We start from the raw sequence: 25,853 nt of genomic DNA on the forward strand, positions 1-25,853 counted from the left end.
TTAGCCTGGTTGCGGCATCAGCCGATGCTCGACCATTTGAGCAGCTTGGTCACGTCGCCCTTGATCTTGCTGGGGTTCGGATCTTTCGGAAAACGCATCATCAGATTGCCGTTCGGATCGACCATGTAGATGTGGTCGGTGATCTGGGTGCCCGTGTCGGCGGGCAGCCACGCGGACACCTGCGCCGGATCGGCGACCAGCATGTTGGTGTCCGGGTAGGCGGTTTGTATCACGTCGGCGACCTTGCCTGCATCGGTGCGCAGCCACACTTCCACGACGCGCTCGCGTTCCGGGCCTTGAGCTGCGCGGATTTGTCGCATGAAGTAGAGCTTGGTGACACACGCTTTGTCGCATGCGCTGTTGTCGACCGAGACCAGCAGCCAGCGGCCGCGCAGCGTCGCCAGCTTGAGCGGCTTGCCGTCTTCGCCCGTGACCACGAGCGAGTCGGGAATCGGCCGCTGCGGGTCGACCAGCGTGCCATAGCTCGTGCTGCCGCCACTTGGTTTGATCACGTAGTACATGAAATACGACACGGCGATCGGCGCGGCGCAGATGATCGCCAGCAGCAGCAGCATCCAGCGGCCGCGCTGCCAGGAGCCTTTGCCATTGGGTTGGCCGGGCATCGCTTTCGATGCGGCGGGTTTGCCGGCTCGCGGCGAACGGGGAGATTGCGTCGACACTACAGGACCTCTTTCAATGATTGCGCGGCCTGGCCGTGATTTACCGGACCGTTAAGCCGAATGTGCTGCGGCACGCGCGCAGCGTGTGCTCTGTTTCGTTACGCACCCCGCGCGTGCTCTCACGACGAGGCCCGAGCGCGAGGCCACGTTCCGGTTACGCGCCCGGTGCATGCTCTTTCTTGCCGGCGCGGCGCGCGGCATACAGACCGAAAGCCAGGGCCGCGGCCGCCATGCCCCACCACTGGAACATGTAGCCGTAGTTGCGCTCGACACCGCTGGTCGGCGCGGGCCAGTCACGCACCAGTTTGTCGCCGTCGTCGCTCAGTTGCTGAATCACGAACGAGTGCAACGGCAGCCCGGTTTCCGCGGCATACGCGGCGATATCCAGATTCTGGCGGATCAGTTGATGCGCGGCGGAACCGCCCTGCCCCAACTCGAACGCGCGCGACGCGTCAGCCCGCGCGATCCCTTCGATCTCGATTTCGCCTTGCGGCGTCGTGTACGGCGCGATGGTCTCGCGACTGCTCATGTTGCGCGGCAGCCAGCCGCGGTTGACCAGCACATAACCGCCGTCGGCCAGTTTAAAAGGCATCACGACGTAAAAGCCCGGTTGATCGTTATACGGACGATTATCCAGGTACACGACCTTGTCTGCGACAAAAGTGCCGCGCGCCTTCACGCGATGAAATTCGATGTCCTTCAGTTCGACCGGCGCGGCACTCACCGGCTGCGCGGGCGCGTTTTCGAACTGCGTGATGTGCGCTTCGAGCGCCTCCTTCTGATGCGCGCGCTCGCGCTGCCAGAAACCGAGCCGCACCGTCACGACGATCACCACCAGAATCAGCAGCGCGGGAATCAGCCGGAACTTCATCGAGCACGCTCCGACACGGCTTGCGACACCAGCTGCAACCGGCGGCAAACGCTCACGCGCGGTGCGATAATAAACCTCTTGCCTCTGCGCTTCCTGGTTTGAGCCGGTTCCATGCACATTCTCGTTCCCATTGCCTTTGCTCTGATCATCGCCAGCATGGTGTCGGCGCTGTATTTCATGATGCATGACAAGGGCAAAACCAAACGGATGGTCTGGTCGCTCGCCACACGGGTGGGCCTCTCGATCTCGCTGTTTCTGTTCATCCTGTTCGCACACTGGATGGGCTGGATTCAGTCGACCGGCATTCCTTACGGGCGTTAATCGAGTCAGGCGGACGAACCCTCACGCCGCCAATTGCAGCCACTCACAGCCACTCGCATCCAAACAAAACGCCGCCCTGACAGGGTCGAGGGCGGCGCTGCTTGTGCTTGCATACTGCTCGTGCGCCCCGCCCCGAAGGACGTCGCGCGAACGGCCTGCACGCGGTCCGGTTAGCCGGTCGGCGCAGGCCAGACTCCGTTACAGCCAGTACACAACGACGTACAACCCGAGCCACACGACGTCCACGAAGTGCCAGTACCATGCGGCACCTTCGAAGGCGAAGTGATGCTCCGCCGTGAAGTGGCCGCGGATCAAGCGCGCCAGCACCACCGCGAGCATCGTGCCGCCGAGGAACACGTGGAAACCGTGGAAGCCCGTCAGCAGGAAGAACGTCGAACCATACACGCCCGACGACAGCGTCAGATTCAGTTCGTTGTAGGCGTGGAAATACTCGAAGCCTTGCAGGAACAGGAAGCAGACGCCGAGCACGAGCGTCGCCGCGAGCCAGATGATCGCCTTCTTGCGATGATTTTCACGCAGCGCGTGGTGCGATACCGTCAGCGTGGCGCCCGAGGACAACAGCAGCGCCGTGTTGATGGTCGGCACCGGCCACGGCTGCATCGACTTGTAGGTCGATACGAGCGCAGCCGGACCGTTGTTCGGCCACACCGCCGAGAAATCCGGCCAGATCAGTTTGTAATCGAGACTGCCGAGTTGATGCATCGCGATTTCACGCGCATAGAACAGCGCACCGAAAAACGCGCCGAAGAACATCACTTCGGAGAAGATGAACCAACTCATGCTCCAGCGATACGACTTGTCGACATTCTTGCCGTACATGCCGCCTTCCGATTCGGCGATCGCGTCGCCGAACCAGTGCCACAGTGTAAAGAGCAGCCACAACAAGCCGGCGAAGACGCCGATCGGCGCCCAGCTTTGTTCGTTGATCCAGGCCGCAAGCGATCCGAGCATGACCAGCAAGCCGGTGGCGGCGCTGATCGGATGCCGCGACGGATGCGGTACGAAATAGTACGGGCTCTCGTTTTGACCGCTCATTCTTGATTCTCCACTTCAGTCCAGTTGTTCCGGAATCACCGGCTGTATCTTCGGCGGCGCGTCGATACCGCACCGCTTCACTCTAATTCGTGGGCCCTGCTTCGTCTCGCCCTGCTCGCTGCTCGCGTGCCTGAACGTCTGCCTGAACGCCTATCCCACCACGACGCGCACGACCAGGATCAGCACGCCAATCAGGATAGCCGCGGCGATCAGCGCCGCCGCGATCACATGCAGCGGGTTCAACTGCGTCGCATCCGCTTCCAGATCGCGGCGCTTGCGCACGCCGAAAAACGACCACAGCACGGCCCGCATCGACTGACCGAAACTACTCTTGCGCGGACTGCCGCCGTTCTCGTTCATCTTGTCTCGTTCCTTCGCCCGCGGCTCGCGCCATCAGGCGGGGTTGGCGGCGGTTGCCGCCGTATTGGCCGTGGGCCCCGCGCTCCCGGCCTTCGCCGCTGCCGGCGTGCTCAACTCAAAGAACGTGTACGACAGCGTGATCGTCTTCACATCCTTCGGCAACTTCGGATCGACCACGAACACCACCGGCATCCGTCTGGTCTGATTCGCTGTCAACGTCTGCTGCGTAAAGCAAAAGCACTCGATCTTCTTGAAGTACTCGGTAGCCTGCTTAGGCGCGTAGCTCGGAATGGCCTGCGCCTGAATCGTGCGCGGCTGTTCGTTGCTGACCTCGTACATCACCGTCGTCACTTCGCCCGGATGCACGTCGAGGCTGCGCTGCTCCGGCTTGAAACCCAACGGGCCGCGCGCGTTCGCGTCGAACTCGATCGAAATCGTGCGGCTCATGTCGACCTGCCTATTCTTCGCCTCGCGCGCCGTGGCATCGCGCTGCACGAGGTTGTTCACGCCGGTGATCTGGCAGATCGCGCGATACATCGGTATCAGCGCGAAGCCGAAACCGAACATCATCAACGCGACGACGAACAGTTTGATCAGCATCGAACGGTTGAAAGAGCGGTCGGCCTGAGCCGGCGGTTGCGTCGACATCTCAATCCTCAACAAACCTGCATACAGACTCGAACGGCTTGGGCTGCCTCAGGCGAACCAGCACTGCTTGATGATGACGCTCGCGAAAAAGATCGCTGCGATGGCGAACATCACAAGACCTATTCGCCTGTTGCCCGCGCGGATCTGCTCCGGTGTACGTCGTTCCTGTGGATTGCGCGTCATGCTCGACTTTCTGAATGCTTTCCGTGACTGGCGAGTTGCGGCCGCCGCCCGGCGGGTGCCCGGTTCCTCGTCACGCAGTAATGCGACGCCGGAGCCGGGCATCTCGCCGAAGACCGTTTATTCGACGGTCGGCGGATGTTCGAACGTGTGGAACGGAGCCGGGCTCGGCACGGTCCACTCGAGGCCCGTTGCGCCGTCCCACGGCTTGTCGCCCGCTTCTTCGTGCTCGCCGCCGCCACGGTAGGCCGGCAGCGCAACCGCGAACAGGAAGTAGACCTGTGCGAGACCGAAGCCGAACGCGCCGATCGAGATGACCTGGTTCCAATCGGTGAACTGTGCCGGGTAGTCGGCATAACGACGCGGCATACCGGCGAGACCGACGAAGTGCATCGGTAGGAACGCGAGGTTAAAGAAGAACATCGACGCCCAGAAGTGAATCTTGCCGCGCGTTTCGTTGTACATCCAGCCGGTCCACTTCGGCGCCCAGTAGTACCAGCCGGAGAACAGCGCGAAGAGGGAACCCGCCACCAGCACGTAGTGGAAGTGCGCCACCACGAAGTAGGTGCCGTGGTACTGGATGTCGAGCGGCGCCATTGCCAGCATCAGGCCCGACAGACCGCCGAACGTGAACACCAGCAGGAAGCCGACTGCGAACAGCATCGGCGTTTCGAAGCTGAGCGAACCGCGCCACATCGTCGCGACCCAGTTGAACACCTTCACGCCGGTCGGCACCGCGATCAGCATCGTCGCGTACATGAAGAACAGCTGGCCCGTCACCGGCATGCCGGTCGTGAACATGTGGTGCGCCCAGACCATGAACGACAGAATCGCGATCGATGCGGTTGCGTACACCATCGAGCTATAGCCGAACAGCGGCTTGCGCGAGAACGCCGGGATCACCTGCGACACGATGCCGAACGCCGGCAAGATCATGATGTACACCTCGGGGTGCCCGAAGAACCAGAAGATGTGCTGGTACATCACCGGGTCGCCGCCGCCTGCCGCGTTGAAGAACGACGTGCCGAAGTGACGATCGAACAGCACCATCGTGATCGCGCCTGCGAGAACCGGCATCACGGCGATCAGCAGGTAAGCGGTGATCAGCCACGTCCAGACGAACATCGGCATCTTCATCAGTGTGAGGCCGGGTGCGCGCATGTTCAGGATCGTCACGACGATGTTGATGCCGCCCATGATCGACGACGCACCCATCAAGTGAACCGCGAAAATCGCGAAGTCCATGCCCGGGCCCATCTGCGTGGACAACGGCGCGTAGAGCGTCCAGCCCGCGGCGGTCGCGCCGCCCGGCGAGAAGAACGAACCAACCAGCAGCACCGCCGCCACCGGCAGCAGCCAGAAGCTGAAGTTGTTCATCCGCGCGAAAGCCATGTCCGATGCGCCGATCTGCAGCGGCACCATCCAGTTCGCGAACCCGACGAAGGCCGGCATGATCGCGCCGAACACCATGATCAGGCCGTGCATGGTGGTCAACTGGTTGAAGAACTCGGGACGCATGATCTGCAGGCCCGGCTCGAACAGCTCGGCACGGATCGCCAGCGCCATCACGCCCCCGGAGAGGAACATGGTGAACGAGAAGATCAGGTACAGCGTACCGATGTCCTTGTGATTGGTTGCGAACAGCCAACGGCGCCAGCCATGCGGCGTTTCGTGGGCATGGTCGCCGTGCACGTGCTCGTGGCCCGCGACTACATCGTGTCCGATGCTAGACATGACAATCTCCTAAAGCGAATTCTGCGGTGCTGATCATGAACACGTCAGGCAGCCGGGCTGATCTGAACACGCCGGGCTTCTTTCGCGTCGGTGCCGCCCGTGATCGTTTCCGGCTTCTTCAAAATGATGTGATCTTCGGCAATGCCGGCTGCTTTCAGTGCGTCGCGCACGGCTTCGGCACGACTCTTCGCGAGCTTCGCGTTGAGGTCGGCGGACCCGGTGGCGTCGGTGAAGCCCGACAGCGTGAATTTCGCGTCCGGATGCGCCTTCGCGTAGGCGGCGGCCGCGTCGACCGCCGCTTGCGCGTCGGCCGGCAGCGTGCTCTTGCCCGTCTCGAAGTAAATGCTTGCCGGCAGTGCAGCCTGCGTTGCGGCCGCGCTATCCGAACTGGGCGCGGCAGCTTCCGCGCCCGAAGCCGCCGTTGCCCCGCTTGCCGCGGCACCCGCGTCGGCCAGATGGTTGCCGCCTTCCGGCAGCTTGCCGTTACGGGCATCCGCAACCTGCTTCGGCTGGAGAATGTCACCGGTGTGATTGCCCCACGAGTTGCGCTCGTACGTGACCACCGATGCGATTTCGACATCGTTCAACGTCGGCGCCCACGAAGGCATCGCGTTCTTACCCTTCAGCACGAGGCTCACGTGCTCGGCGATCGCGCCGTTGGCGATCTTGCTCCCATCGAGCGCCGGGAATGCGCCTGCGCCCTTGCCGGTCGGCTGGTGGCAGACCGCGCAGTTCGCCGCGTACACCTTGCCGCCGCGCTCCATTAGCTCGGCCATCGTGTAGGTCTTGTTGGGATCGTCCTGGCCAGCGGCCATTTTCTTCTTCTGGGCGTCGACCCACTTCGCGTAGTCATCGTCGGAGAGCACTTCGACCACGACCGGCATGAACGCGTGTTCCTTGCCGCACAGCTCAGTACAGAAGCCACGGAACGTGCCGACCCGGTTAGCCTTGAACCACGTGTCGCGCACGAAACCCGGAATCGCGTCCTGCTTCACGCCGAAGGCCGGCACGTACCAGGAGTGGACCACGTCGTTCGCGGTGGTGATGATGCGGATTTTCTTGTCGACCGGAACGACCAGCGGATTGTCGACTTCCTGCAGATACAGCGTGGAAATCGGCTTTTGGCCATCGGTCTCCGCGCGCGGCGTAGCCAGGGTGGACAGGAAGTTGATGCCCTCGCCCGGACCCTTCACGTAGTCGTAGCCCCATTTCCACTGGTAGCCGGTGACCTTGATCGTGAGGTCGGCGTTCGTGGTGTCCTTCATCGCGACGACGGTGCGGGTGGCGGGCAGCGCCATCAGCACGACGATGACGAACGGCACGATCGTCCAGATGATTTCGACGGTGGTGCTTTCGTGGAAATTCGAAGCCTTGTGGCCCTTCGATTTGCGGTGCGCGAAGATCGAATAGAACATGACGGCGAACACGCCGACAAAGATCACCGTGCAAAGAGCCAGCATGAACATGTGGAGGCTGAAGAGCTCCTCGGCGATTCTCGTCGCAGGCGGCTGGAGATTGATCGCGTTGACGGCAGGGCCGCCCGGAGCATCGCCCACTGCCAGGGCAGCACCGGCGAAAAGCAGTCCGCTCATCGCCAGCACGCTCATGAGCGCTCGCTTGATTGTTTTCATAGCTTCCTTACCCAAATTTTCCATTCAAACCCTCGACCCCGCTGGCAGCCTCTCTCGCACTCCCCTTGAACGCCGCGTGTCTCGCCCCATCTAACAACGGGAGAGCCACATACGCAATTCGCCTGCGAACTGCGCGCGCCGATACTGCGCGAGATGTTGCCCGATCATGATCGTCTGGCCGCGCGAGACCAGTTTGATCTGGTCACGCGGCGTTGCGCCCGGCTCGATCCGCACCCAGCGCGGATTGAATTCAAACTGCGTGAGCTGCTCGGCGCTGACCTGCTCGATCACCAACCGGCTCTGGAACAACCGGATACGTTCGTAATCGACAGCATGACGCGCATAAATGGCAAAGGCGATGCCCACCGCGAGCAATTCGATACCGGTGAACGGCAACACCAGCCAGGCGCCGACCAGAACCAGCATGAAAGCAATTGCCAACGAGAACAGCGCAAGCGAAACGTAGAGACAGATGAACTGCCGGGGCGATATCGAACAGTTGCGCTTCATCGTCCAGTCTTTGAGAACCGGTTCTGAATCCGCCAGCAGATCTGATGCGCCCACCGCCGCCTCCTGCGAATCGCCGACTTCGGCCATTCCTTGCGGCCATCGATTCCGGCCGCGCGAACCCTCTACCGCGTCACCGCATGTTGCAACCCTACGCCTCGGGCCTGCCGCCCCAAATGTGGGAACTCCGGGCGACAAACTGACGCATTATAGGCGCGATCCATAGCATCCACAAGCAAGCCCCGATTGGCCCACAAGCCAGGCGTGACAAGCCTTAGCGCCGTTTTGACCCGCCTTTTGCGGGTCTTTCGAAGTGCAAATTTCAGACATAACAGATGTCGTCTTTACCGCTTCAACGATTCCTCGACGAACCGCGTCCGATATCCTCGATGCGCACGATGCCATGCCCTTCGGCCGTGGTGCGCGGCACCGCTTTCCATGCGTGTCCGTAGATCACCTCGAAGGTCAGCGCGATCGTGCCGTCGGCCCGGCGACGGGCTTCGAGCGCCGCCAGTAACGCTTTGTGCAGCCTGCGCGCGGCCGCGCTCGAGGACGCTTCGCGCTCGAACGGATACGCGCCCCAGCGGCGCACGTCTGCCAGCAACGATTCGGGCGACTTGTAGGTAATGGTGAGCACTTCCTGGTCCATCACCGGAATCTCGAAACCGCTTTCGACCAGCATGTCGCCGAGGTCATGCATATCGACAAAGTCGATCACGTGTTTGCGCGAGGCGACCCCGTGCGCGGCTTCTACCTCGGCGTAGGCGCCGCGCAATTCCTTGAGCGTGTCGGGGCCGAGCGTGCTGAACATCAGCAGGCCATTGACCTTCAGCACGCGCTGCCACTCCGGGAACACGAGATCGGGCCGCGAGTGCCAGTGCAGCGCGAGATTGGACCAGATGAATTCGAAGGCGCCGGCCGCGAACGGCAGCGCGGAGAAGTCGGCTTGCGCGAAGCGCGGACCGCGGGCGCCGAGCGCCTTGCCGAGCGAGGCCGGCAGGAAGCGCCGCCAGCTCGTGTCGCCGGCATCGTGATGGAGTGCGCGCGTCAGCATGCCGTGCGACAGATCGGAGCCGAATACCGGCGCTTCGGGGAAGCGCTCGCGCAATGCGGGGATGTCTTCGCCCGCACCGCAGCCCGCGTCGAGCACGCTCGACGGCGCGACCTTGATGTAATCGAGACGCTCGCGCATACGTTGCGCAATCTCGCGCGGCAGGAACGCAACCTCGTCGAACCGTGCGGCGCGGCGGTCGAAAATACGCCGGAGGCGCCGTGAATCATAGGCCGGACGGCCTGATTGAGCGGAAGTTGGGGGCATGAGTGTCGTGCTGGCGTAGAGCACGAAGTATACTCGTTCGCTTCCTTCCATTCAGTGTGAAAGGCCTTCGCGGGCGCCCACTCGTGCTATTTCGACTGTTTTCTTTGGCTTCACGCGGCAGATTCGCGCGTTTCACATGTGGCTTGCATTCGGCATGGCCACACCTGATGCACGCGGCACTGCCGAACCTCTGCGCGCTGTGCGGCAATTTGTCGCACAAGACGTTGTGCGCCGGTTGCGACGAGGCCTACTGGAACGAGAGCCGGTTGCGATGCACGGTATGCGCGCTGCCCTTGCCGGCAACGCGATGGACCGCACACGCGCGATATCGCTGTGCGGATTGCGTCGCCGAAGCGCCGCCGTTCGATGCGACCTTCGCGCTTGCCGACTATCGCGCACCGCTCGACACGCTCGCGGTCGGCCTGAAATTCCGCGCCCGGCTGATGCTGGCGCAGGAGTTCGCGCAGCGCCTCGCGCGGCTTGCGCAAGACGCATGGCAGGATGAGTCCGAGCGGCCCGACGTGATCGCGCCGGTGCCGCTGGCGGGCCGGCGTCTCACCGAGCGCGGCTACAACCAGGCATGGCAGATCGCGAAGCCATTGGCCCGCACGCTCGACGTGCGCGGCGACGCCACCTTGCTGCAGCGAGTGATCCACACCGCACCGCAATCGCGGCTCGACCTCGACGCGCGCCGGCTGAACGTCGGCCGCGCATTCCGGGTCGCGCGGTCGGTGAGCGGGCTGCACGTCGGCGTGGTCGACGATGTGATGACGACCGGCGCGACGCTCGAAGCGCTCGCCCGAACAGTGAAAGCTGCCGGCGCGCGGCAGGTCACGAACTTCGTCGCGCTGCGCACACCGAAAAACTAGTCTTTACTTGGTCTCACAATGTTCAATGTCGTTCTCGTAGAACCGGAAATTCCGCCGAACACCGGCAACGTGATTCGTCTGTGCGCCAACACCGGCGCGCGGCTGCACCTGATCGAGCCGCTCGGCTTCCCGCTCGACGACGCCAAGCTGCGCCGCGCCGGCCTCGACTATCACGAGTATGCGCAGATGAACGTGCATGCCGATTGGGCCGCGTTCGTCGCCAAAGAATCGCCGGATCCGGCGCGCATGTTCGCGTTCACCACGCGCGGTTCGGGCCGCTTTCACGAGCACGCGTTTCAGGCGGGCGACTGGTTCGTGTTCGGCGCCGAAACGCGCGGCCTGCCCGACGCCGTGCTCGACGAATTCGCGAACGAACAGCGTGTGCGCCTGCCGATGCGCCCCGGCAACCGCAGCCTGAACTTGTCGAATACCGTCGCGGTCGTGGTGTTCGAGGCCTGGCGTCAGACCGGCTTTGACGGCGGCGCCTGACGGCGTTTCAACTCGGCCTCGTAGCGGGCGAACATCGCGTCGTCAAAGCAGGCGAACAACACCTGTTCGATGCGCGGCGCGCGCGGCAAGGTGCCGAGCACCGTCGCGAGCGCGATCCGCACCGCATCGTCGGCGGGGAAACGGTAGATGCCACAGCTGATCGCGGGAAACGCAATGCTCCTGCATTGCGCCTCGCGCGCCACCTCCAGCGAGCGCTGATAGCAGGACGCGAGCAGATCGGCTTCGCCATGCGCCCCACCCCGCCAGACGGGGCCGACTGCGTGGATCACATGTTTGGCCGGCAAGCGGTAGCCGCCGGTGAGCTTGGCGTCGCCGGTCGCACAACCGCCCAACGTTTCGCATTCGCGCAGCAAGTCGCGGCCGGCTGCGCGATGAATCGCACCATCCACACCGCCGCCGCCCAGCAGCGACGTATTCGCAGCGTTGACGATCGCGTCCACTGCAAGCGTGGTGATGTCGACTACACGTGCTTCCAGCGTGCAAGCATTGACAGTGAGCATGGGAACCTCGCTGATCCGAAGCGTCGATAAAAACGTGGACAGCGATAGAGGGCAGCCGTTCAACGCGATGACGCGCTAAACGGCTGAAACTGATCGATTCAAGAACAGCGCTTATTCCGCCTTGGAATCGCGCCGCAGCAGGGCGCTGACGGCGTCGCGAGGCGCTACGCCGTCGAACAGCACGGCGCACACCGCTTGCGTGATCGGCATCTCGATCGCGTGCGCGCGGGCAATTGCGAGAACCGCTTGCGCGCAGCGGACACCTTCGGCCACGTGCCCGAGGGCACCGAGAATGTCGTCGAGTGTGCGGCCCGCGGCGAGTTGCACGCCAACTGTGCGATTGCGCGACAGGTCGCCGGTCGCGGTCAGGATCAGATCGCCGAGACCGGTCAGGCCGGTGAACGTCTCAGCCCGTCCGCCGAGCGTTACGCCGAGGCGCGACATTTCCGCCAGCCCGCGCGTGATCAGCGCCGCGCGCGCATTGAGACCGAGCCCGAGACCGTCGGCAATGCCCGTTGCGATGGCCAGCACGTTCTTCACTGCCCCGCCCACTTCCACGCCGACGACGTCGTCGCCGGTATAGATGCGCATGGCGTCGTGGTGAAACGCGGCAACCGTGTTCTCGCGGCATGCCGCCGACGCGCTGGCGATCGTCAATGCGACCGGCAAGCCCTGCCCGACTTCGCGCGCGAAGCTCGGACCGGACAGCACACCGTTGCTGCCATGCGTCGGCAGCTCGGCCGCGACCACCTGATGCGGCAGCAATTGCGAATCGGCTTCGAAACCCTTGCACAACCACACCAGATGCGCAGGCACCTTGCCCGCGTCGCGCATCGTTCGAAGCAGACCACGCAGGCCGGCCACGGGGGTGGCCACGACGCATAGCGCGTCATCGGCGAGGGCGTGGTCGAGCGCCGCGTTCAGGTCCGCTTCGTAGCGAAGCGCGGGCGGCAAAGCAACGCCCGCCAGGTAGCGGACGTTTTCGTGCGTCGCGCAGAGATCGGCAATGAGCGCAGGCTCGCGCGCCCACAACACCGTGTCGTGCCGTAAGGCCAGATGGCCGGCGAGGGCTGTGCCCCATGCGCCGGCGCCGAGGACAGCAACCTTCATAGCCGGCACTGCTTGCGTCACCTTAGTGCGTGACGCCGTTTTGCGCCGCGCCTTCCTGGCTGCCCATCTGCGCGAGACGTTGCTCGTACAGCGCCTGGAAGTTGATTTCGGCGAGGTGGATCGGCGGGAAGCCGGCGCGGGTGATCGCGTCGGCAATGTTCGAGCGCAGGTACGGGAACAGGATCGTCGGGCAGGCGATGCCGACGAGCGGATCGATCTGCTCTGCGGGGATGTTGCGGATGTCGAAAATACCGGCTTGCTTGGCTTCGATCAGGAATGCAACCTTGTCCGACACCTTGGCCGTGACAGTGCCCGTCACGAGGATTTCGAACACGGTGTCGGCGAGACGCTCGGCCTTCACGTCGACTTCGACTTCGACCGACGGCATTTCCTGCTCGAGGAAGATGCCCGGCGAATTCGGCTGCTCGAGCGACATGTCCTTCAAATATATACGCTGGATGTTGAAGAACGGCTGGTTATTCTCGTCGGACATGATTGAGTGATTCCCTGATAGGTATGCATGGTGGCGGCCCATGATTCCATGGGCCGCCGGATCGTTGCGGCGCGCCGCCCGCCCTCGCAGGGCAGGCATGCGCCAGCTTGTATTTCACGCGCCGGCTCACGCCATCCGCAGATGTGCGGAGGACGCGCGAATTCAGGCGGCTTCGAGCAGCGGCATCAGACCGCCCGCGCGGTCGAGCGCGGACAGGTCATCGTACCCGCCGACATGCGTCTCGCCGATGAACACCTGCGGCACCGTGCGACGACCGGTCCGGGTCATCATCTCCTCACGACGGGCCGGGTCCTTGTCGATCAGTACCTTCTCAACGTGCTCGACGCCGCGCGACTTTAAAAGACGTTCGGCCATCTGGCAATACGGGCACACCTGGGTGCTGTACATGATCACTTTGTTCACTTGGCTGCTCCTTGTTTCACAACCGGCATACCGGCTTTCTGCCAGGCGTCGACACCGCCTTCGAGAACGTGGACTTCCGCGTATCCCGCATCCTGCACGATACGCGCTGCCTTGTTCGACTGCTGGCCGGTCTGGCACACCAGCAGCACCGGGTTGCTCTTGTTCTTTACGAGTTGCGCGACTTTCGCCTGCAACTCCGCAAATTCAAGGTGCCGTGCCGAGGGCAAATGCCCCAGGGCGAAGTCGGCGGACGAACGAAGATCGATGACCGCCGCATTGCGCCGGTTGATCAGTTGGGTGGCTTCAGCGGCCGACAGGCCACCGCGGCCGCGCCGGATGATCGTCGGCCACAGCAGCAACCCACCGGAGATGAGGACGATCGCGATCAGTACAAGGTTTGTGTAATCAGTGAAAAACTTCACGGAAAATCCGCCGAAAAAGAGAGAAATCGAAAAGGGCAATCCACCCATTATAAAATAACCGTCTGACGCGATGGCGGTGCTCCTCCAGAGGAATCCCCGCTGCGCTTTACCGCTTCCTTACTACCGACCGGCAATCTCATGTACAAACTCGTTCTCATCCGCCACGGCGAATCGACGTGGAACAAGGAAAACCGCTTCACCGGCTGGGTCGACGTCGACCTCACCGAACAGGGCAACAGTGAAGCGCAGCAGGCGGGCGTGCTGCTGAAGGAATCCGGCTACGTGTTCGATATCGCCTACACGTCGGTGCTCAAGCGCGCGATCCGCACGTTGTGGCACGTGCAGGACAAGATGGATCTGATGTACCTGCCGGTCGTCCATTCATGGCGCCTGAACGAGCGTCATTACGGCGCGCTGTCGGGCCTGAACAAGGCGGAAACCGCCGCGAAGTTCGGCGACGAGCAGGTGCTGGTCTGGCGTCGCAGCTACGACACGCCGCCGCCGGCGCTGGACCCGACGGACGAACGCGCGCCGTACGACGACCCGCGTTACGCGAAGGTGCCGCGCGAACAACTGCCGCTCACCGAGTGCCTGAAAGACACCGTTGCTCGCGTGCTGCCGCTGTGGAACGAGTCGATCGCCCCGGCCATCAAGTCGGGCCGCAAGATCGTGATCGCCGCGCACGGCAACTCGATCCGCGCGCTGGTCAAGTACCTCGACGACATCTCGGACAGCGACATCGTCGGCCTGAATATTCCGAACGGCGTGCCGCTCGTCTATGAACTCGACGAGAACCTGAAGCCGATCAAGCACTACTATCTGGGCGACCAGGAAGCGATCGCCAAGGCGCAAGCCGCGGTCGCCAAGCAGGGCAAGGCAGGCTGATTTCGCCCAGCCGGCCGCGGGCCTCGTGCATTGAACATGCACGGGCGCCGCGGTCCGCCGGCTGCGCCGACCGGCAACACCTACCGGTTGGCACGGCTCGCATCAGGCAAGCGCGCCCTTCTGGCCGCCTTGCGCGTGTTACGGCACATTACTTCGCTAGCGCGGCCTCAATCTCACGAACCCGCTCCGGTTCGCACTGTCGAATCACGATTGCCCGCCCTCCCCCCTGAGTAGGCGGGTGTGCAGTTATACTTGTCCGTCCAAATCCTATCGACGCTGCCACGCGCTTCCGACCGCAACAGACTCTATGCGAAAGAACCTGAAAAATATCGGCCTGATTGCCGCGGGCCTTGCTACCGGTGCATTTGCCACCCTGCAACTTTCCGCCTCGGCCCAGCAACCCGCTAGTGCCGCCGCCGCACCCCTGCCGTTAGACCAGCTCAGGCTCTTTGCCGAAGTGTTCGGGCAAATCAAGCACGAATACGTCGAACCGGTCGACGATAAAAAGCTCCTCACCTCCGCGATCAAGGGCATGGTGTCGAGCCTCGACCCGCACTCGTCGTACCTCGACAAGACCGATTACGAGGAACTGCAAGAGCAGACCAAGGGCCGCTTCGCGGGTTTGGGCATCGAAATTTCGTCGGAAGACGGCCTGATCAAGGTGATTTCGCCGATTGAAGACACGCCCGCGTTTCGCGCCGGCATCCGTCCGGGCGACCTGATTACGCGTATCAACGACAAACCCGTGCGCGGCATGACGCTCGACCAGGCGGTCAAGCAGATGCGCGGCGAGCCGGGCACCAAGGTCACGCTCACGATCTTCCGCAAGTCCGACGACCGCACGTTCCCGCTCACGGTGACGCGCGCGATCATCAAGGTCCAGTCGGTCAAGGGCAAAGTCGTTGCGCCGGGATTCGCGTATGTCCGCATCACCAGCTTCCAGGAGCGCACCACGCCTGATCTCGCGGCGAAGCTGCAGGACATCGCGCGTCAGGAGCCGAATCTGAAGGGCCTCGTGCTCGACCTGCGCAACAATGGCGGCGGTTTGCTGCAAAGCGCGGTCGGCGTAGCCGGTGCTTTCCTGCCGCCGAATTCGGTGGTGGTGTCGACCAACGGCCAGATTCCGGATTCGAAGCAGGTGTATCGCGATACGTACGACAACTACCGCCTGCAATCCTTCGACAGCGATCCGCTGAAGGACATCCCGGCCATCTTCAAGACCGTGCCGATGATCGTGCTGACCAACGCCTACTCGGCGTCGGCTTCGGAAATCGTCGCGGGTGCGCTGCAGGATCAGCATCGTGCGCTGATCGTCGGCAAGACCACCTTTGGCAAGGGCTCGGTGCAGACCGTGCGCCCCATGACCGCGGATACCGCGCTGCGCCTGACCACCGCGTACTACTACACGCCGAGCGGCCGTTCGATCCAGAACAAGGGCATCCGTCCTGATATCGCGGTCGATCAATACGCGGAAGGCGATCCGGACGACGCGCTCGTGACCCGTGAAGTCGACTACTCTAACCACCTTGCGAACACGCAGGACCCGAACGAGAAGAAGGAAGCGGAACAGCGCGAACAGGAACGCATGGACCAGTTGCGCCAGCTTGAAGAAGCGAACGACAAGAAGACGCCGGAACAGCGTCAGAAGGATCGTGAGCGCAAGCCGGTGGAATTCGGTTCGGCCGACGACTTCATGCTGCAACAGGCACTGGCCAAGCTCCAGGGCAAGACGGTGCAGGAATCGAAGTCACTGACCGAGCGCCGGCTCGCGCAGAGCAAGCCGGCCACGTCGGCGTCCGCGCCGGTCGCGGTGAAGCCGACGCAACCCGTTCCGGGTGCATCGGGCGTCGCGCCCGCCTCGGCTCCGGCTACGCAAAGCAAGTAAGCAGCACACCCTCGCGTGTCTTCGCAGCGCATCCTGCTGCGGAGACACGCAGCATCACCCGCAACAAGCCTCACCCTTCGCGCGATTAAAATAACAACAACGAAACGCGCACGGCAGACCGCAAGTCTGCTTCCCTTTGCGCGACATACTCACGCGCTCCGCCATGAACGACGATCAACTCCTTCGCTACTCCCGCCATATTCTCGTCGATGAAATCGGCATCGAGGCGCAGCAGCGCTTTATCGACGCGCACGCGATCATCGTCGGCGCGGGCGGCTTGGGTTCGCCCGCCGCGATGTATCTCGCGGCGGCCGGCGTCGGCCGCTTGACGCTGGTCGATGCCGATACGGTCGACCTAACCAATCTGCAGCGGCAGATCCTGCACGCGAGCGCATCGGTCGGGCGCAAAAAGGTGGAGTCGGGACGCGACACGCTTGCGCAGATCAATCCCGAGGTGACGGTGAACGCGGTGGCCGAGCGCGTCGATGACGCCTGGCTCGATCGCGAAGTACCGCACGCGAGCGTCGTGCTCGATTGCACCGATAACTTCGCGACGCGCCACGCGATCAACCGCGCCTGCGTGAAGCATGGCGTGCCGCTGGTGTCGGGCGCGGCGTTGCGTTTCGACGGCCAGATCAGCACGTTCGATTTCCGCGACGAAGCATCGCCCTGCTATGCATGCGTCTTTCCCGAGGACCAACCGTTCGAGGAAGTCGCGTGCTCGACGATGGGTGTGTTCGCGCCGACGGTGGGCATCATCGGTTCAATGCAGGCCGCTGAAGCGCTCAAGGTGATCGGGGCAATCGGCACGCCGCTACAGGGCCGTCTGATGATGCTCGATTCGCTGCGGATGGAGTGGAACACCATGCGAATCGGCCGCCAACCGGATTGCCCCGTATGTGGACAAAGGCACCACCCTTGACGGCGCGATGCCTACGCCCGCGAACCGCTGAATAGAAAAACGCCGCATGCGGCGTTTTTTCATGCGACTACGCCTGCCTCGCGCTCAGGCCTGCGCGACGCGCTTGAGCGCGGCCTGCACCTCTTCCGGTTCGAACGAAGCCAGCACGTCGGCCACGGGCTTCTCCAGCGTTTTGAGATGCGAACGCAGCACCTCCTGCTTGACCACCAGCAACTGGCTCGGGTGCATCGAGAACTCGGTGAGGCCCATGCCCAACAACAAGCGCGTCAATGCCGGATCCCCCGCCATCTCGCCGCACACCGACACCGGCACGCCCGCGCGCTTCGCCTCGCGCAGCGTGAATGCGATCAGATGCAGCACGGCCGGGTGCAGCGGGTCGTACAGATGCGCCACCGCGTTGTCCGCGCGATCGATCGCCAGCGTGTACTGGATCAGATCGTTGGTGCCGATCGACAGAAAGTCGAGCCGCTTCAGGAACAGCGGCAATGCGATGGCGGCCGCCGGGATTTCGATCATCGCGCCGACTTGCACGTTCGGATCGTAGGCAATGCCCGCATCGTCGAGTTGGCGCTTGGCCTCGCGCAGCAGATCGAGCGTCTGGTCGATTTCCTGCGCGTGCGCGAGCATCGGAATCAGAATCTTCACCGTGCCGAACGCCGACGCGCGCAGAATCGCGCGCAACTGCGTGAGGAACATCTGCGGCTCCGAGAGGCTCCAGCGAATCGCCCGCAGCCCCAACGCGGGATTCGCGGCGGTCTCGTAGCCGTCACCACCGCCCATCGAGTCGAGCGGCTTATCGGCGCCGACGTCGATGGTGCGGATCGTGACCGGCAATCCGTTCATCAACTCGACAGCCCGGCGGTACGCGGCGAACTGCTCTTCCTCCTCGGGCAAGCGGTGCTTGTGATTCATGAACAGGAACTCGGTGCGGAACAGGCCCACGCCGCTCGCACCCGAGTTGACCGCGGCGCGCGCGTCTTCCGGCAGCTCGATATTCGCGCACAGTTCGATGCGCGTGCCGCACAGCGTTTGCGTCGGCGAAAATTTCAGGCGCTGCAGCTTGCGTTGCTCCAGCTCTTTTTCGCTTTGCCGATACGAATATTCTTCGAGCACGATCGGCGCGGGATCGACGATCACGATGCCATGATCGCCGTCGACGATGATCAGATCGTCCTGCCGGATCAACGCGCTCGCGTGCTGCACGCCGACCGCGGCCGGAATGCCCAGGCTGCGCGCGACGATCGCCGTATGCGATGTGCGGCCGCCGAGGTCAGTGACGAAGCCCTGAAACGTCTGCGTCTTGAACTGCATCATGTCGGCCGGCGCGATGTCGTGCGCGACCACGATCATCTCGTCGCACGCGCCGTGCACGCCGCCGCCGAGCGTCGCCGATGCGCCCGCGAGCGCCTTCAGCACGCGCTCCACCACCTGCTCGATGTCGGCTTTGCGCTCGCGCAGGTACTCGTCTTCGATGTCGTCGAAGTGACGCGACAGGCGCTCGAGTTGCTCGGTCAGCGCCCACTCCACGTTGTAGCGGCGCGTGCGGATCAGGTCGATGGTTTCCTGCACGAGCATCGCATCGTTCAGGATCATTGAATGAACATTGATGAACGCGCCCATTTCGCTGGGCGCGTCTGCGGCGAGATCGGCGCGCAGCGTGTCGAGCTCCCGATGCACGTGTTGCTGAGCCGCGCGAAAACGCTCGACCTCGCCCTCGATCTGGGCGGGTTCGATCAGATAGTGGTCTACGTCAAGTGCTGCCGGGGCGATCAGATAGGCCCGCCCGATGGCGATACCGCGTGACACGGGAATTCCATGCAGCGTGAAGGACACGCGCACCTCCTCTAGTTGTGTGATGCTGCGGCAAACCGCTGCAATGCTCTCAGACTCTGCTGATCATTATAAATTCCGCACCCTCTGCAAGTACGGCAAAGCTATGTGCAGCGCAGCACGAATTATGGTCATCGACATGACAATGCGCCCTCGGCAGGGTTGCATTCCGGCAAGTTGATCGCGCCTATGCGCAGACAGGCAAGCCGATTTCCCCACGCCTACCCATCCATTTTCTCGCGCTAAAAAAAACGCCGCGGACAGCCGCGGCGTGGATACTCGTTGCAAACGTGCACGCGCGACTTCACTGACCCTCGCCGAATTTATCGGCAATCAGTTTCAACAGTGCGTCCATCGCTTCCTTTTCGTCAGTGCCTTCCGTTTCGATCAGCACCGTGCTGCCGATGCCCGCGGCCAGCATCATCACACCCATGATGCTCTTGGCATTGATGCGGCGGCCGTTGCGGCTCATCCAGATTTCCGCCTGGTAGTTGCCCGCGAGTTGCGTCAACTTGGCCGACGCACGTGCGTGCAGCCCCAGCTTGTTCACAATAGTCGTTTCCTGTTGCAGCATGTGATGGTCCAAAAGCGCGGGTAAGTATGGTTACGAAAGGTGAATTTGCACACACCCGTTGCACTGCATTTGAAGCATTGGGCATCGGGCTTTTGAACGGCCTCCGCGCGGGCTACAAACCAGCCGCGTCGGTCTTCTGGGTCAGATCGGCGTCGGCCGGGAGTGCGGGTAGACAGTCGCCCGCAGCCGCGTCGGGCGGCAAACCCGGCATGCACTCGCTGACAGCCGCCGCGCACGCCACGGAGGCCGGCGTAGCCGGTCCAATTGCATGCACGCCCTTGGTCGCGCCGGCGAGCGCCTTGTCGACCAGCGTGTCGAGCGGCGTGGCGCGATAGCAGACCGCGCGCACCAGCATCGGCAAATTGACGCCGCAGAGCACGCGCACATTCGGCACCGTGGCGAGCCGGCCCGCGATATTCGCGGGCGTAGCACCGAACATATCCGTGAGCACGAGTGCGCCGTTTTCTTCCTTCAAACGCTCGATTTCCGAGTTCGCAAACGCAACCTGTTGCGCGGGGTCGCAATCGGGCGATACGTCGATGACGCCGATGCGAGCCGGCAAACCGCCGTAGATGTGCGAAATACAATCGCGCAACGCGGTGGCGAACGGAGCGTGCGCAATGATCAGAATGCCTGCCATGTCAGCCTTACTGCAAAAGAACGGCCCCAAACCGTGGACCGGGACGACGCCCGGTTCGTCAGCGCCCTCGACCGGCCGTAGGTCATGAGAGCCGGAACGCATCATTTGACGAGCCGTGCGCCCGCGCTGCGCCATGCCGGCGCCGCTTGGGAATGGCTCGTTCACCGTCCGCAATCCGTGCCCGTGGCCTCGATTGAAGCCATCGAACCGGCTTGGCGCGGAAGAGCGGGCATTGTAGCAGGCTCATTTTCGCGCCAAATCCGGCGCTGCGCTTGATGCGGATTTACTACACAGGTTGGGGGTCATGGCGGGCATTCAAGGCCGCACGTCAGGCCGCCGCGCGCTCCAGCGCATCGATGAACATCGCCGCCACGTCGAAGCCGGTCTGATCCATGATCTCGCGGAAACACGTCGGGCTCGTCACGTTGACTTCGGTCAGCCAGTCGCCGATCGCGTCCAGCCCGACCAGCAGCAGACCGCGCGCCGCGAGCACCGGCGCGAGCGTGTCGGCGATTTTGCGATCATGCTCGGTAAGCGGACGCGCCACGCCCAGGCCGCCGGCTGCGAGATTGCCGCGCACTTCATTACCCTGAGGAATACGCGCAAGCGAATACGGCACCGCTGCGCCGCCGATCAGCAAAATGCGCTTGTCGCCGTCCTTGATCTCGGGGATGAACTTTTGCGCCATCACCGAGCGCGCGCCGTCGTGGCTCAGCATTTCGATGATCGAGCCGAGGTTCATACCGTCGGCCTTCACGCGGAACACGCCCATGCCGCCCATGCCGTCGAGCGGCTTGAGGATCACGTCGCCGTGCTGTTCATGGAATGCGCGCAAACGGGTCGCGTCGCGCGTGACCAAGGTGGGCGTGACGAACTGTGCGAACTCGCCGATCGCCAGTTTTTCCGAATGATCGCGAATCGCCTGCGGCTTGTTGAAGATGCGCGCGCCGCCGCGTTCGGCCATCTCGAGCAGCCACGTCGACGTGACGTATTCCATGTCGAACGGCGGATCCTTGCGCATCACCACTGCGCTGAAGCTCTTCAGCGCGCGAGGCGCGGCCGCGTCGGCGGCGTGCCACTCGTCGCGATGCAGATCGGTCACGTCGCCGACGATCGCAATCCGCCGCACGTTCGCTTCGACGTCGCCGCCCGTCCACGCCAGATGCTTCGGCTCGCACGTGTACACCACGTGCCCGCGGCGTGCGGCTTCGGCCATCATCGCGTAGGTCGAATCTTTGTAGATCTTGAACTGGGAGAGCGGATCGGCGATGAAAAGAATGTCCATGAAGGTCCCGTTGCGCCCTGACGGGCGTGGCATTGTTCGTAAATATAGTCGTTGAAAATGGCGATGGCGGCACGCATGCCGCCATCGCCCATTCAGGATGGCTTAGACCTGGATCGCTTCCGGATCGGTCTTTTCCAGTTCGACCGATGCGGCGAGCAGCCCGAGCCGCGCCACCACCCCGTACATGTAGAAGCGGTTCGGCGGCGCCGCGCCGGGCTTCGCGTGCGCGTCCGGCAGCGCCGTATGCTCGAAGCCGAGCGGCACGAAGTGCATGCCGGGCGCGTTCAGGTTCTGGTCGCGCTCGCGGCTGCCGTGCACCCGATAGAAGCCGCCCACCACATAGCGGTCGATCATGTAGACGACCGGCTCCGCGACTTCCTCGCCGATGCGCTCGAACGTGTACACGCCTTCCTGCACGATCACGTCGTGCACTTCGAGGCCGTCTTTGGTGGCCGCCATCTTGGCGCGCTCGCGCTTGGTGAGCGCGGCCACTTCCGACGCGTCGTGCACGGTCATCACGCCCATGCCGTACGTGCCCGCGTCCGATTTGATGACGACATACGGCTTTTCGGAAATACCGTACTCGCGGTACTTCCTCGCGATCTTTTTGAGCACGCCGTCGATCGCGTCGGTCAGCGCTTCTTCACCGGTGCGCTCCTGGAAATCGACGCCTTCGACATGTGCGAAGTACGGATTGATCATCCATGGATCGATTTCGACCATCTTCGCGAACTTCTTCGCGACGTCGTCATAACACGAGAAATGCGTGGATTTGCGGCGAACCGCCCAGCCGGCGTGCAACGGCGGCAGCAGGTACTGCTCATGCAGATTTTCGAGTATGGGCGGGATGCCGCCTGACAGGTCGTTGTTCAGCAGGATCGAGCAGGGGTCGAAGTTCTTCAGGCCGAGACGGCGCTGCGAACGTTCGAGCGGTTCGAGCACGAGCTTCTGGCCGTCCGACAGCGCAATCGTGACCGGACCGTTGATGCTTTCGTCAAGCGTGCCGAAACGCACGTTCAGGCCAGCCTGGCGCATGATCGCGGCCAGACGGGCGACGTTTTCGAGGTAAAACGCGTTGCGCGTGTGGCGCTCGGGAATCACCAGCAGATTCTTCGCGTCCGGGCAGATCTTCTCGATCGACGCCATGGCGGCTTGCACCGCGAGCGGCAGCACTTCCTGCGGCAGATTGTTGAATGCGCCGGGGAACAGATTGGTGTCGACCGGCGCGAGCTTGAACCCCGCGTTACGCAGATCGACGGAACAGTAGAACGGCGGCGTGTGCTCCTGCCATTCGAGCCGGAACCAGCGTTCGATGGCGGGTGTGGCGTCGAGGATCTTCCGCTCGAGATCGAGCAGCGGGCCGTTTAACGCCGTAACTAGGTGCGGAACCATTGATCACTCGCAGACTGGAGAAAAAAGATTGTAGAGCAAATGCTTTGCCCATTTGGGGACGGTTTCTCCATTCGCAAGCGGACGCGAATGCATTCTCACTATGGTCATGATAGACGGGAAAATCCACCGCTCACAAGAGAGCCAGCAAGAAAAAAGCCCGCCATGAAGGCGGGCCAAATGCTGCGCTTATTCGTGATCAGACGAGCCCGGGAGCACGGGCCCGCAGAAGTCTTTATTCGACGTGTTCGCCGTGCAGGCTCACATCCAGGCCTTCGCGTTCCTGCTCTTCCGTCACGCGGATGCCCATCACCATGTCGATGATCTTCAGCAGGATGTAGCTCACCACGCCGCTGTAGATCAGCGTCGTCAGCACGCCCTTGGCTTGCACGATGACGCTGCCGTCCGCGCCGCCGATGTCCTTGACCGCGAACACGCCGGTCAGGAGCGCACCCACGATACCGCCGATGCAGTGCACGCCGAACGCGTCGAGCGAGTCGTCGTAACCGAGCTTGTGCTTGAGCCACGTGGCCGACCAGAAGCAGACCACACCCGCCACGATACCGATCACCAGCGCGCCGAGCGTGCCGACGAAGCCCGAAGCCGGCGTAATCGCCACCAGACCCGCCACCGCACCCGAGACGATACCGAGCACCGACGGCTTACCCTTGGCCGCCCATTCGGCGAACATCCATGCGAGCGCTGCCGCCGCAGTGGCCACTTGCGTCGCGAACATCGCGAAACCGGCACGGCCGTCAGCCGCCACCGCCGAACCCGCATTGAAGCCGAACCAGCCCACCCACAGCATCGCGCCACCGATCAGCGTGAGCGTCAGGTTGTGCGGAGCCATGGCTTCCTTGCCGTAACCGACACGCTTGCCGAGCACCAGCGCGCAGACCAGCGCCGCGATACCGGCGTTGATGTGCACCACCGTGCCGCCCGCGAAGTCGAGGATGCCCGCGCTAGCCAGCCAGCCGGTCGGTTCCCAGACCATGTGCGCGATCGGCGAGTAGACGATGATCGACCACAGCGTCATGAACACCAGCATTGCCGAGAACTTCATACGGTCGGCAAACGCGCCCGTGATCAGCGCCGGGGTGATGATCGCGAAGGTCATCTGATAGACGAAGTAGACCGTTTCGGGGATCGTCGGAGCCAGATGGCTGACGGTCAGCGTCGTGGCCTTGTCGCCCTTGATGTAGTTCATGCCCGCCATGAAGACGCGCGAGAAGCCGCCGATGAACGAACTGCCCGGCGTGAAGGCCAGGCTGTAGCCCACCACCGTCCAGACGATCGTCACGAGGCAGGTGATCGCGAAGCTTTGCATCAGCGTCGCGAGCACGTTCTTCTTGCGGACCATGCCGCCGTAGAACAGCGCCAGACCCGGGATCGTCATGAACAGCACGAGCGCGGTGGAGGTCAGCATCCAGGCGGTGTCGCCCGAATTGATCTTCGACGAATCGACCGAGAACGGCGCGGTCGGTGCCGCCGGTGCGGCGTCGGGTGCGGGAGCCGATGCCGCGGGTGCGGCGGAGGCGTCGGCGGCCGGTGCCGAAGCTGCTGCGGCGGCCGGTGCCGACGCGTCCGGCGCCGGGGCGCTGGCGGTCGTATCGGGAGCCGAAGCGGCTGCGGGAGCGGAAGCGTCGTCCGCGAGGGCGGCGCCCATACCGCCCGCGAGCAGCGAACCGGCCATCAGCAGGGACATCAATAATTTGCGCATCTTTCGTTTCCTCTTATCGCTATCTGTGTCGCTATCTTTTCGTGTTACAGAGCGTCCGCGCCGGTCTCCCCGGTGCGAATCCGGATCACCTGCTCGATCGGCGTGACGAAGATCTTGCCGTCGCCAATCTTGCCGGTGCGCGCCGCGCGTTCGAGCGCCTCGATCGCCTGGTCGACGATGTCGTCCGAGACAGCCGCCTCGATCTTCACTTTCGGCAGGAAATCGACGACATATTCAGCACCCCGATACAGCTCTGTGTGCCCCTTCTGGCGGCCGAAGCCCTTGACTTCCGTCACCGTGATGCCCGAGACGCCGATGGCCGACAAGGCTTCGCGCGCCTCATCGAGCTTGAACGGCTTGATGATTGCGGTAATGAGCTTCATGAAATCCCTCGCTAAGTTGCGTAACCCGTTGCGTACCGTTTTGCGTACCCGTAACCCGTTCGCGTGGTCTCGTTCCTCTGCCGGCAGAAAGCGTCCGGCAGTGCGCGCGGGGCAGTAACAGCAACTCGCATGCCATGTTGTGTCAGACTGCGCACCGCGCGCGCCAGGAAAGGCGCGCAAGCGGCCTTGGCCGGATGGCTAACGATGGCCGGGCACGCTGGCGCGGCGTATGGATCGTTGCTAGAGTGTTCGAAGGTTTTGAACGCGAGGGCGGCGCACCAAAGGCGCTCATGCCGCGGCGGCGCGCAGATGGGCGCGCACCAAGACAGCCCATGCGCGATGACAAAGCACAGGCGTAACGAAATATGCACATTTTTTGTGCACAAAGGGGAACACCATGAAACAACCGAACGATGTTTTTAACGACTTTCAGGCTCGCATGAGCGAGCTGTTCAAGAACTCGCCGGCCAAAGATGTCGAACGCAACGTGAAGGCCATGCTGTCGCAGGGTTTTTCGAAACTCGATCTCGTCACGCGCGAGGAATTCGATACGCAGACCCAGGTACTGGTACGCACCCGCGCCCGCCTCGAAGAGTTGGAGCGCCGCGTCGCCGAGCTCGAACAGAAGCTGCCGGTCACCTCGCAAACGCCGTAACGCGTCGTTTGCAGCGCACTAGTTGCGCAGTGCTGCACATCACTGGCAAGCG

General features: G+C 63.1%; 29 protein-coding genes. 7 read left to right on the forward strand and 22 right to left on the reverse strand.

The features are described from left to right. Positions 1 to 17 precede the first annotated feature (17 nt). Both PQQ53_RS00425 and PQQ53_RS00430 read right to left on the reverse strand, forming a co-directional pair. Positions 18 to 680 (reverse strand): SCO family protein, encoded by a 663-nt coding sequence (locus PQQ53_RS00425; RefSeq protein WP_408145614.1) that lies wholly within the window; start codon positions 678 to 680, stop codon positions 18 to 20. 154 nt (positions 681 to 834) lie between these two features. Next, entirely contained in the window at positions 835 to 1,551 is a 717-nt protein-coding gene (locus PQQ53_RS00430) for an SURF1 family protein (protein WP_408156119.1), read from the reverse strand. A gap of 111 nt (positions 1,552 to 1,662) precedes the next feature. Between PQQ53_RS00430 and PQQ53_RS00435 the strand changes: the two genes are divergently transcribed. After that, on the forward strand, positions 1,663 to 1,872 hold the full coding sequence (locus PQQ53_RS00435) for a twin transmembrane helix small protein (RefSeq protein WP_121316432.1): 210 nt from the start codon (positions 1,663 to 1,665) through the stop codon (positions 1,870 to 1,872). 198 nt (positions 1,873 to 2,070) lie between these two features. Here PQQ53_RS00435 and PQQ53_RS00440 read toward each other — a convergent pair whose 3' ends face one another. The 8 genes from PQQ53_RS00440 to PQQ53_RS00475 all read right to left on the reverse strand — a co-directional run bounded on the left by PQQ53_RS00440 (position 2,071) and on the right by PQQ53_RS00475 (position 9,306). Continuing rightward, positions 2,071 to 2,928, reverse strand: coding sequence for a cytochrome c oxidase subunit 3 (locus tag PQQ53_RS00440; RefSeq protein WP_408145611.1), 858 nt, complete (start codon positions 2,926 to 2,928; stop codon positions 2,071 to 2,073). 150 nt (positions 2,929 to 3,078) lie between these two features. Next, entirely contained in the window at positions 3,079 to 3,288 is a 210-nt protein-coding gene (locus PQQ53_RS00445; protein WP_408323065.1) for a DUF2970 domain-containing protein, read from the reverse strand. 33 nt (positions 3,289 to 3,321) lie between these two features. Continuing rightward, positions 3,322 to 3,936, reverse strand: a complete 615-nt coding sequence (locus PQQ53_RS00450) for a cytochrome c oxidase assembly protein (protein ID WP_408323066.1) — start codon at positions 3,934 to 3,936, stop codon at positions 3,322 to 3,324. Positions 3,937 to 3,984: 48 nt separating this feature from the next. Next, a complete protein-coding gene (locus tag PQQ53_RS00455; RefSeq protein ID WP_217468646.1) occupies positions 3,985 to 4,119 on the reverse strand; it encodes a cytochrome oxidase small assembly protein in 135 nt (44 codons plus the stop codon). 117 nt (positions 4,120 to 4,236) lie between these two features. Next, positions 4,237 to 5,850 carry a cytochrome c oxidase subunit I gene (gene ctaD, locus PQQ53_RS00460; RefSeq protein ID WP_168666060.1) on the reverse strand — a complete coding sequence of 538 codons (1,614 nt, stop codon included), beginning with the start codon at positions 5,848 to 5,850 and terminating at the stop codon, positions 4,237 to 4,239. Between the two features lie 44 nt (positions 5,851 to 5,894). Next, on the reverse strand, positions 5,895 to 7,505 hold the full coding sequence (gene coxB, locus PQQ53_RS00465; protein WP_408145603.1) for a cytochrome c oxidase subunit II: 1,611 nt from the start codon (positions 7,503 to 7,505) through the stop codon (positions 5,895 to 5,897). Between the two features lie 66 nt (positions 7,506 to 7,571). Next, entirely contained in the window at positions 7,572 to 8,045 is a 474-nt protein-coding gene (locus PQQ53_RS00470; RefSeq protein ID WP_121319223.1) for a DUF2244 domain-containing protein, read from the reverse strand. 295 nt (positions 8,046 to 8,340) lie between these two features. After that, entirely contained in the window at positions 8,341 to 9,306 is a 966-nt protein-coding gene (locus PQQ53_RS00475) for a methyltransferase domain-containing protein (protein ID WP_408145601.1), read from the reverse strand. 167 nt (positions 9,307 to 9,473) lie between these two features. Between PQQ53_RS00475 and PQQ53_RS00480 the strand changes: the two genes are divergently transcribed. Both PQQ53_RS00480 and trmL read left to right on the forward strand, forming a co-directional pair. After that, positions 9,474 to 10,175, forward strand: coding sequence for a phosphoribosyltransferase family protein (locus PQQ53_RS00480; protein WP_408323067.1), 702 nt, complete (start codon positions 9,474 to 9,476; stop codon positions 10,173 to 10,175). Positions 10,176 to 10,193: 18 nt separating this feature from the next. Continuing rightward, entirely contained in the window at positions 10,194 to 10,664 is a 471-nt protein-coding gene (trmL, locus tag PQQ53_RS00485) for a tRNA (uridine(34)/cytosine(34)/5-carboxymethylaminomethyluridine(34)-2'-O)-methyltransferase TrmL (protein ID WP_408145597.1), read from the forward strand. On the opposite strand, the gene PQQ53_RS00490 is transcribed toward trmL, so the two are convergent. The 5 genes from PQQ53_RS00490 to PQQ53_RS00510 all read right to left on the reverse strand — a co-directional run bounded on the left by PQQ53_RS00490 (position 10,637) and on the right by PQQ53_RS00510 (position 13,633). Beyond that, positions 10,637 to 11,185, reverse strand: coding sequence for an O-acetyl-ADP-ribose deacetylase (locus PQQ53_RS00490; protein WP_408145595.1), 549 nt, complete (start codon positions 11,183 to 11,185; stop codon positions 10,637 to 10,639). The two genes, trmL and PQQ53_RS00490, sit on opposite strands and share 28 nt — an antisense overlap. A 111-nt stretch (positions 11,186 to 11,296) precedes the next feature. After that, the gene (locus PQQ53_RS00495; RefSeq protein WP_408145593.1) at positions 11,297 to 12,295 is read right to left on the reverse strand and encodes an NAD(P)H-dependent glycerol-3-phosphate dehydrogenase; all 999 of its coding nucleotides are present in this window, start codon (positions 12,293 to 12,295) and stop codon (positions 11,297 to 11,299) included. A gap of 22 nt (positions 12,296 to 12,317) precedes the next feature. Next, entirely contained in the window at positions 12,318 to 12,788 is a 471-nt protein-coding gene (secB, locus tag PQQ53_RS00500; protein WP_074762880.1) for a protein-export chaperone SecB, read from the reverse strand. 162 nt (positions 12,789 to 12,950) lie between these two features. Beyond that, positions 12,951 to 13,211, reverse strand: coding sequence for a glutaredoxin 3 (gene grxC / locus PQQ53_RS00505; RefSeq protein WP_028199035.1), 261 nt, complete (start codon positions 13,209 to 13,211; stop codon positions 12,951 to 12,953). Next, positions 13,208 to 13,633: a rhodanese-like domain-containing protein gene (locus PQQ53_RS00510; RefSeq protein ID WP_408145752.1), complete on the reverse strand. Its 426-nt coding sequence runs from the start codon at positions 13,631 to 13,633 to the stop codon at positions 13,208 to 13,210. Before PQQ53_RS00510 ends, grxC begins: the two co-directional genes overlap by 4 nt. Before the next feature lie 138 nt (positions 13,634 to 13,771). Here PQQ53_RS00510 and gpmA point away from each other — a divergent pair, with 138 nt between their 5' ends. The 3 genes from gpmA to PQQ53_RS00525 all read left to right on the forward strand — a co-directional run bounded on the left by gpmA (position 13,772) and on the right by PQQ53_RS00525 (position 17,325). Beyond that, positions 13,772 to 14,518: a 2,3-diphosphoglycerate-dependent phosphoglycerate mutase gene (gpmA, locus tag PQQ53_RS00515; protein WP_408323068.1), complete on the forward strand. Its 747-nt coding sequence runs from the start codon at positions 13,772 to 13,774 to the stop codon at positions 14,516 to 14,518. Positions 14,519 to 14,825: 307 nt separating this feature from the next. Beyond that, entirely contained in the window at positions 14,826 to 16,403 is a 1,578-nt protein-coding gene (locus tag PQQ53_RS00520) for a S41 family peptidase (protein WP_408145588.1), read from the forward strand. Positions 16,404 to 16,566: 163 nt separating this feature from the next. Continuing rightward, positions 16,567 to 17,325, forward strand: a complete 759-nt coding sequence (locus tag PQQ53_RS00525; protein WP_408145586.1) for a HesA/MoeB/ThiF family protein — start codon at positions 16,567 to 16,569, stop codon at positions 17,323 to 17,325. Between the two features lie 84 nt (positions 17,326 to 17,409). Here PQQ53_RS00525 and ptsP read toward each other — a convergent pair whose 3' ends face one another. From ptsP to PQQ53_RS00560, 7 genes are all read right to left on the reverse strand, one after another. Next, positions 17,410 to 19,158 carry a phosphoenolpyruvate--protein phosphotransferase gene (gene ptsP / locus PQQ53_RS00530; protein ID WP_408145584.1) on the reverse strand — a complete coding sequence of 583 codons (1,749 nt, stop codon included), beginning with the start codon at positions 19,156 to 19,158 and terminating at the stop codon, positions 17,410 to 17,412. 301 nt (positions 19,159 to 19,459) lie between these two features. Continuing rightward, positions 19,460 to 19,729 carry an HPr family phosphocarrier protein gene (locus PQQ53_RS00535; RefSeq protein WP_054035732.1) on the reverse strand — a complete coding sequence of 90 codons (270 nt, stop codon included), beginning with the start codon at positions 19,727 to 19,729 and terminating at the stop codon, positions 19,460 to 19,462. Between the two features lie 112 nt (positions 19,730 to 19,841). Further along, a complete protein-coding gene (locus PQQ53_RS00540; RefSeq protein WP_408145582.1) occupies positions 19,842 to 20,369 on the reverse strand; it encodes a PTS sugar transporter subunit IIA in 528 nt (175 codons plus the stop codon). 328 nt (positions 20,370 to 20,697) lie between these two features. Beyond that, positions 20,698 to 21,654, reverse strand: a complete 957-nt coding sequence (gshB, locus tag PQQ53_RS00545; protein WP_408156129.1) for a glutathione synthase — start codon at positions 21,652 to 21,654, stop codon at positions 20,698 to 20,700. A gap of 102 nt (positions 21,655 to 21,756) precedes the next feature. Further along, entirely contained in the window at positions 21,757 to 23,046 is a 1,290-nt protein-coding gene (gene gshA, locus PQQ53_RS00550; RefSeq protein WP_408145578.1) for a glutamate--cysteine ligase, read from the reverse strand. A gap of 232 nt (positions 23,047 to 23,278) precedes the next feature. Beyond that, positions 23,279 to 24,763 carry an ammonium transporter gene (locus PQQ53_RS00555; protein ID WP_408323069.1) on the reverse strand — a complete coding sequence of 495 codons (1,485 nt, stop codon included), beginning with the start codon at positions 24,761 to 24,763 and terminating at the stop codon, positions 23,279 to 23,281. 44 nt (positions 24,764 to 24,807) lie between these two features. Beyond that, a complete protein-coding gene (locus PQQ53_RS00560) occupies positions 24,808 to 25,146 on the reverse strand; it encodes a P-II family nitrogen regulator (RefSeq protein ID WP_006048089.1) in 339 nt (112 codons plus the stop codon). Positions 25,147 to 25,543: 397 nt separating this feature from the next. On the opposite strand from PQQ53_RS00560, the gene PQQ53_RS00565 reads away from it, so the two are divergent. After that, complete coding sequence (locus PQQ53_RS00565; protein ID WP_408145574.1) at positions 25,544 to 25,801, forward strand: accessory factor UbiK family protein; 258 nt, start codon at positions 25,544 to 25,546, stop codon at positions 25,799 to 25,801. The last annotated feature ends 52 nt before the right edge of the window (positions 25,802 to 25,853 follow it).

The organism is Paraburkholderia strydomiana (genome assembly GCF_046030495.1).
GTDB classification, from domain to species: Bacteria; Pseudomonadota; Gammaproteobacteria; order Burkholderiales; family Burkholderiaceae; genus Paraburkholderia; species Paraburkholderia strydomiana_A.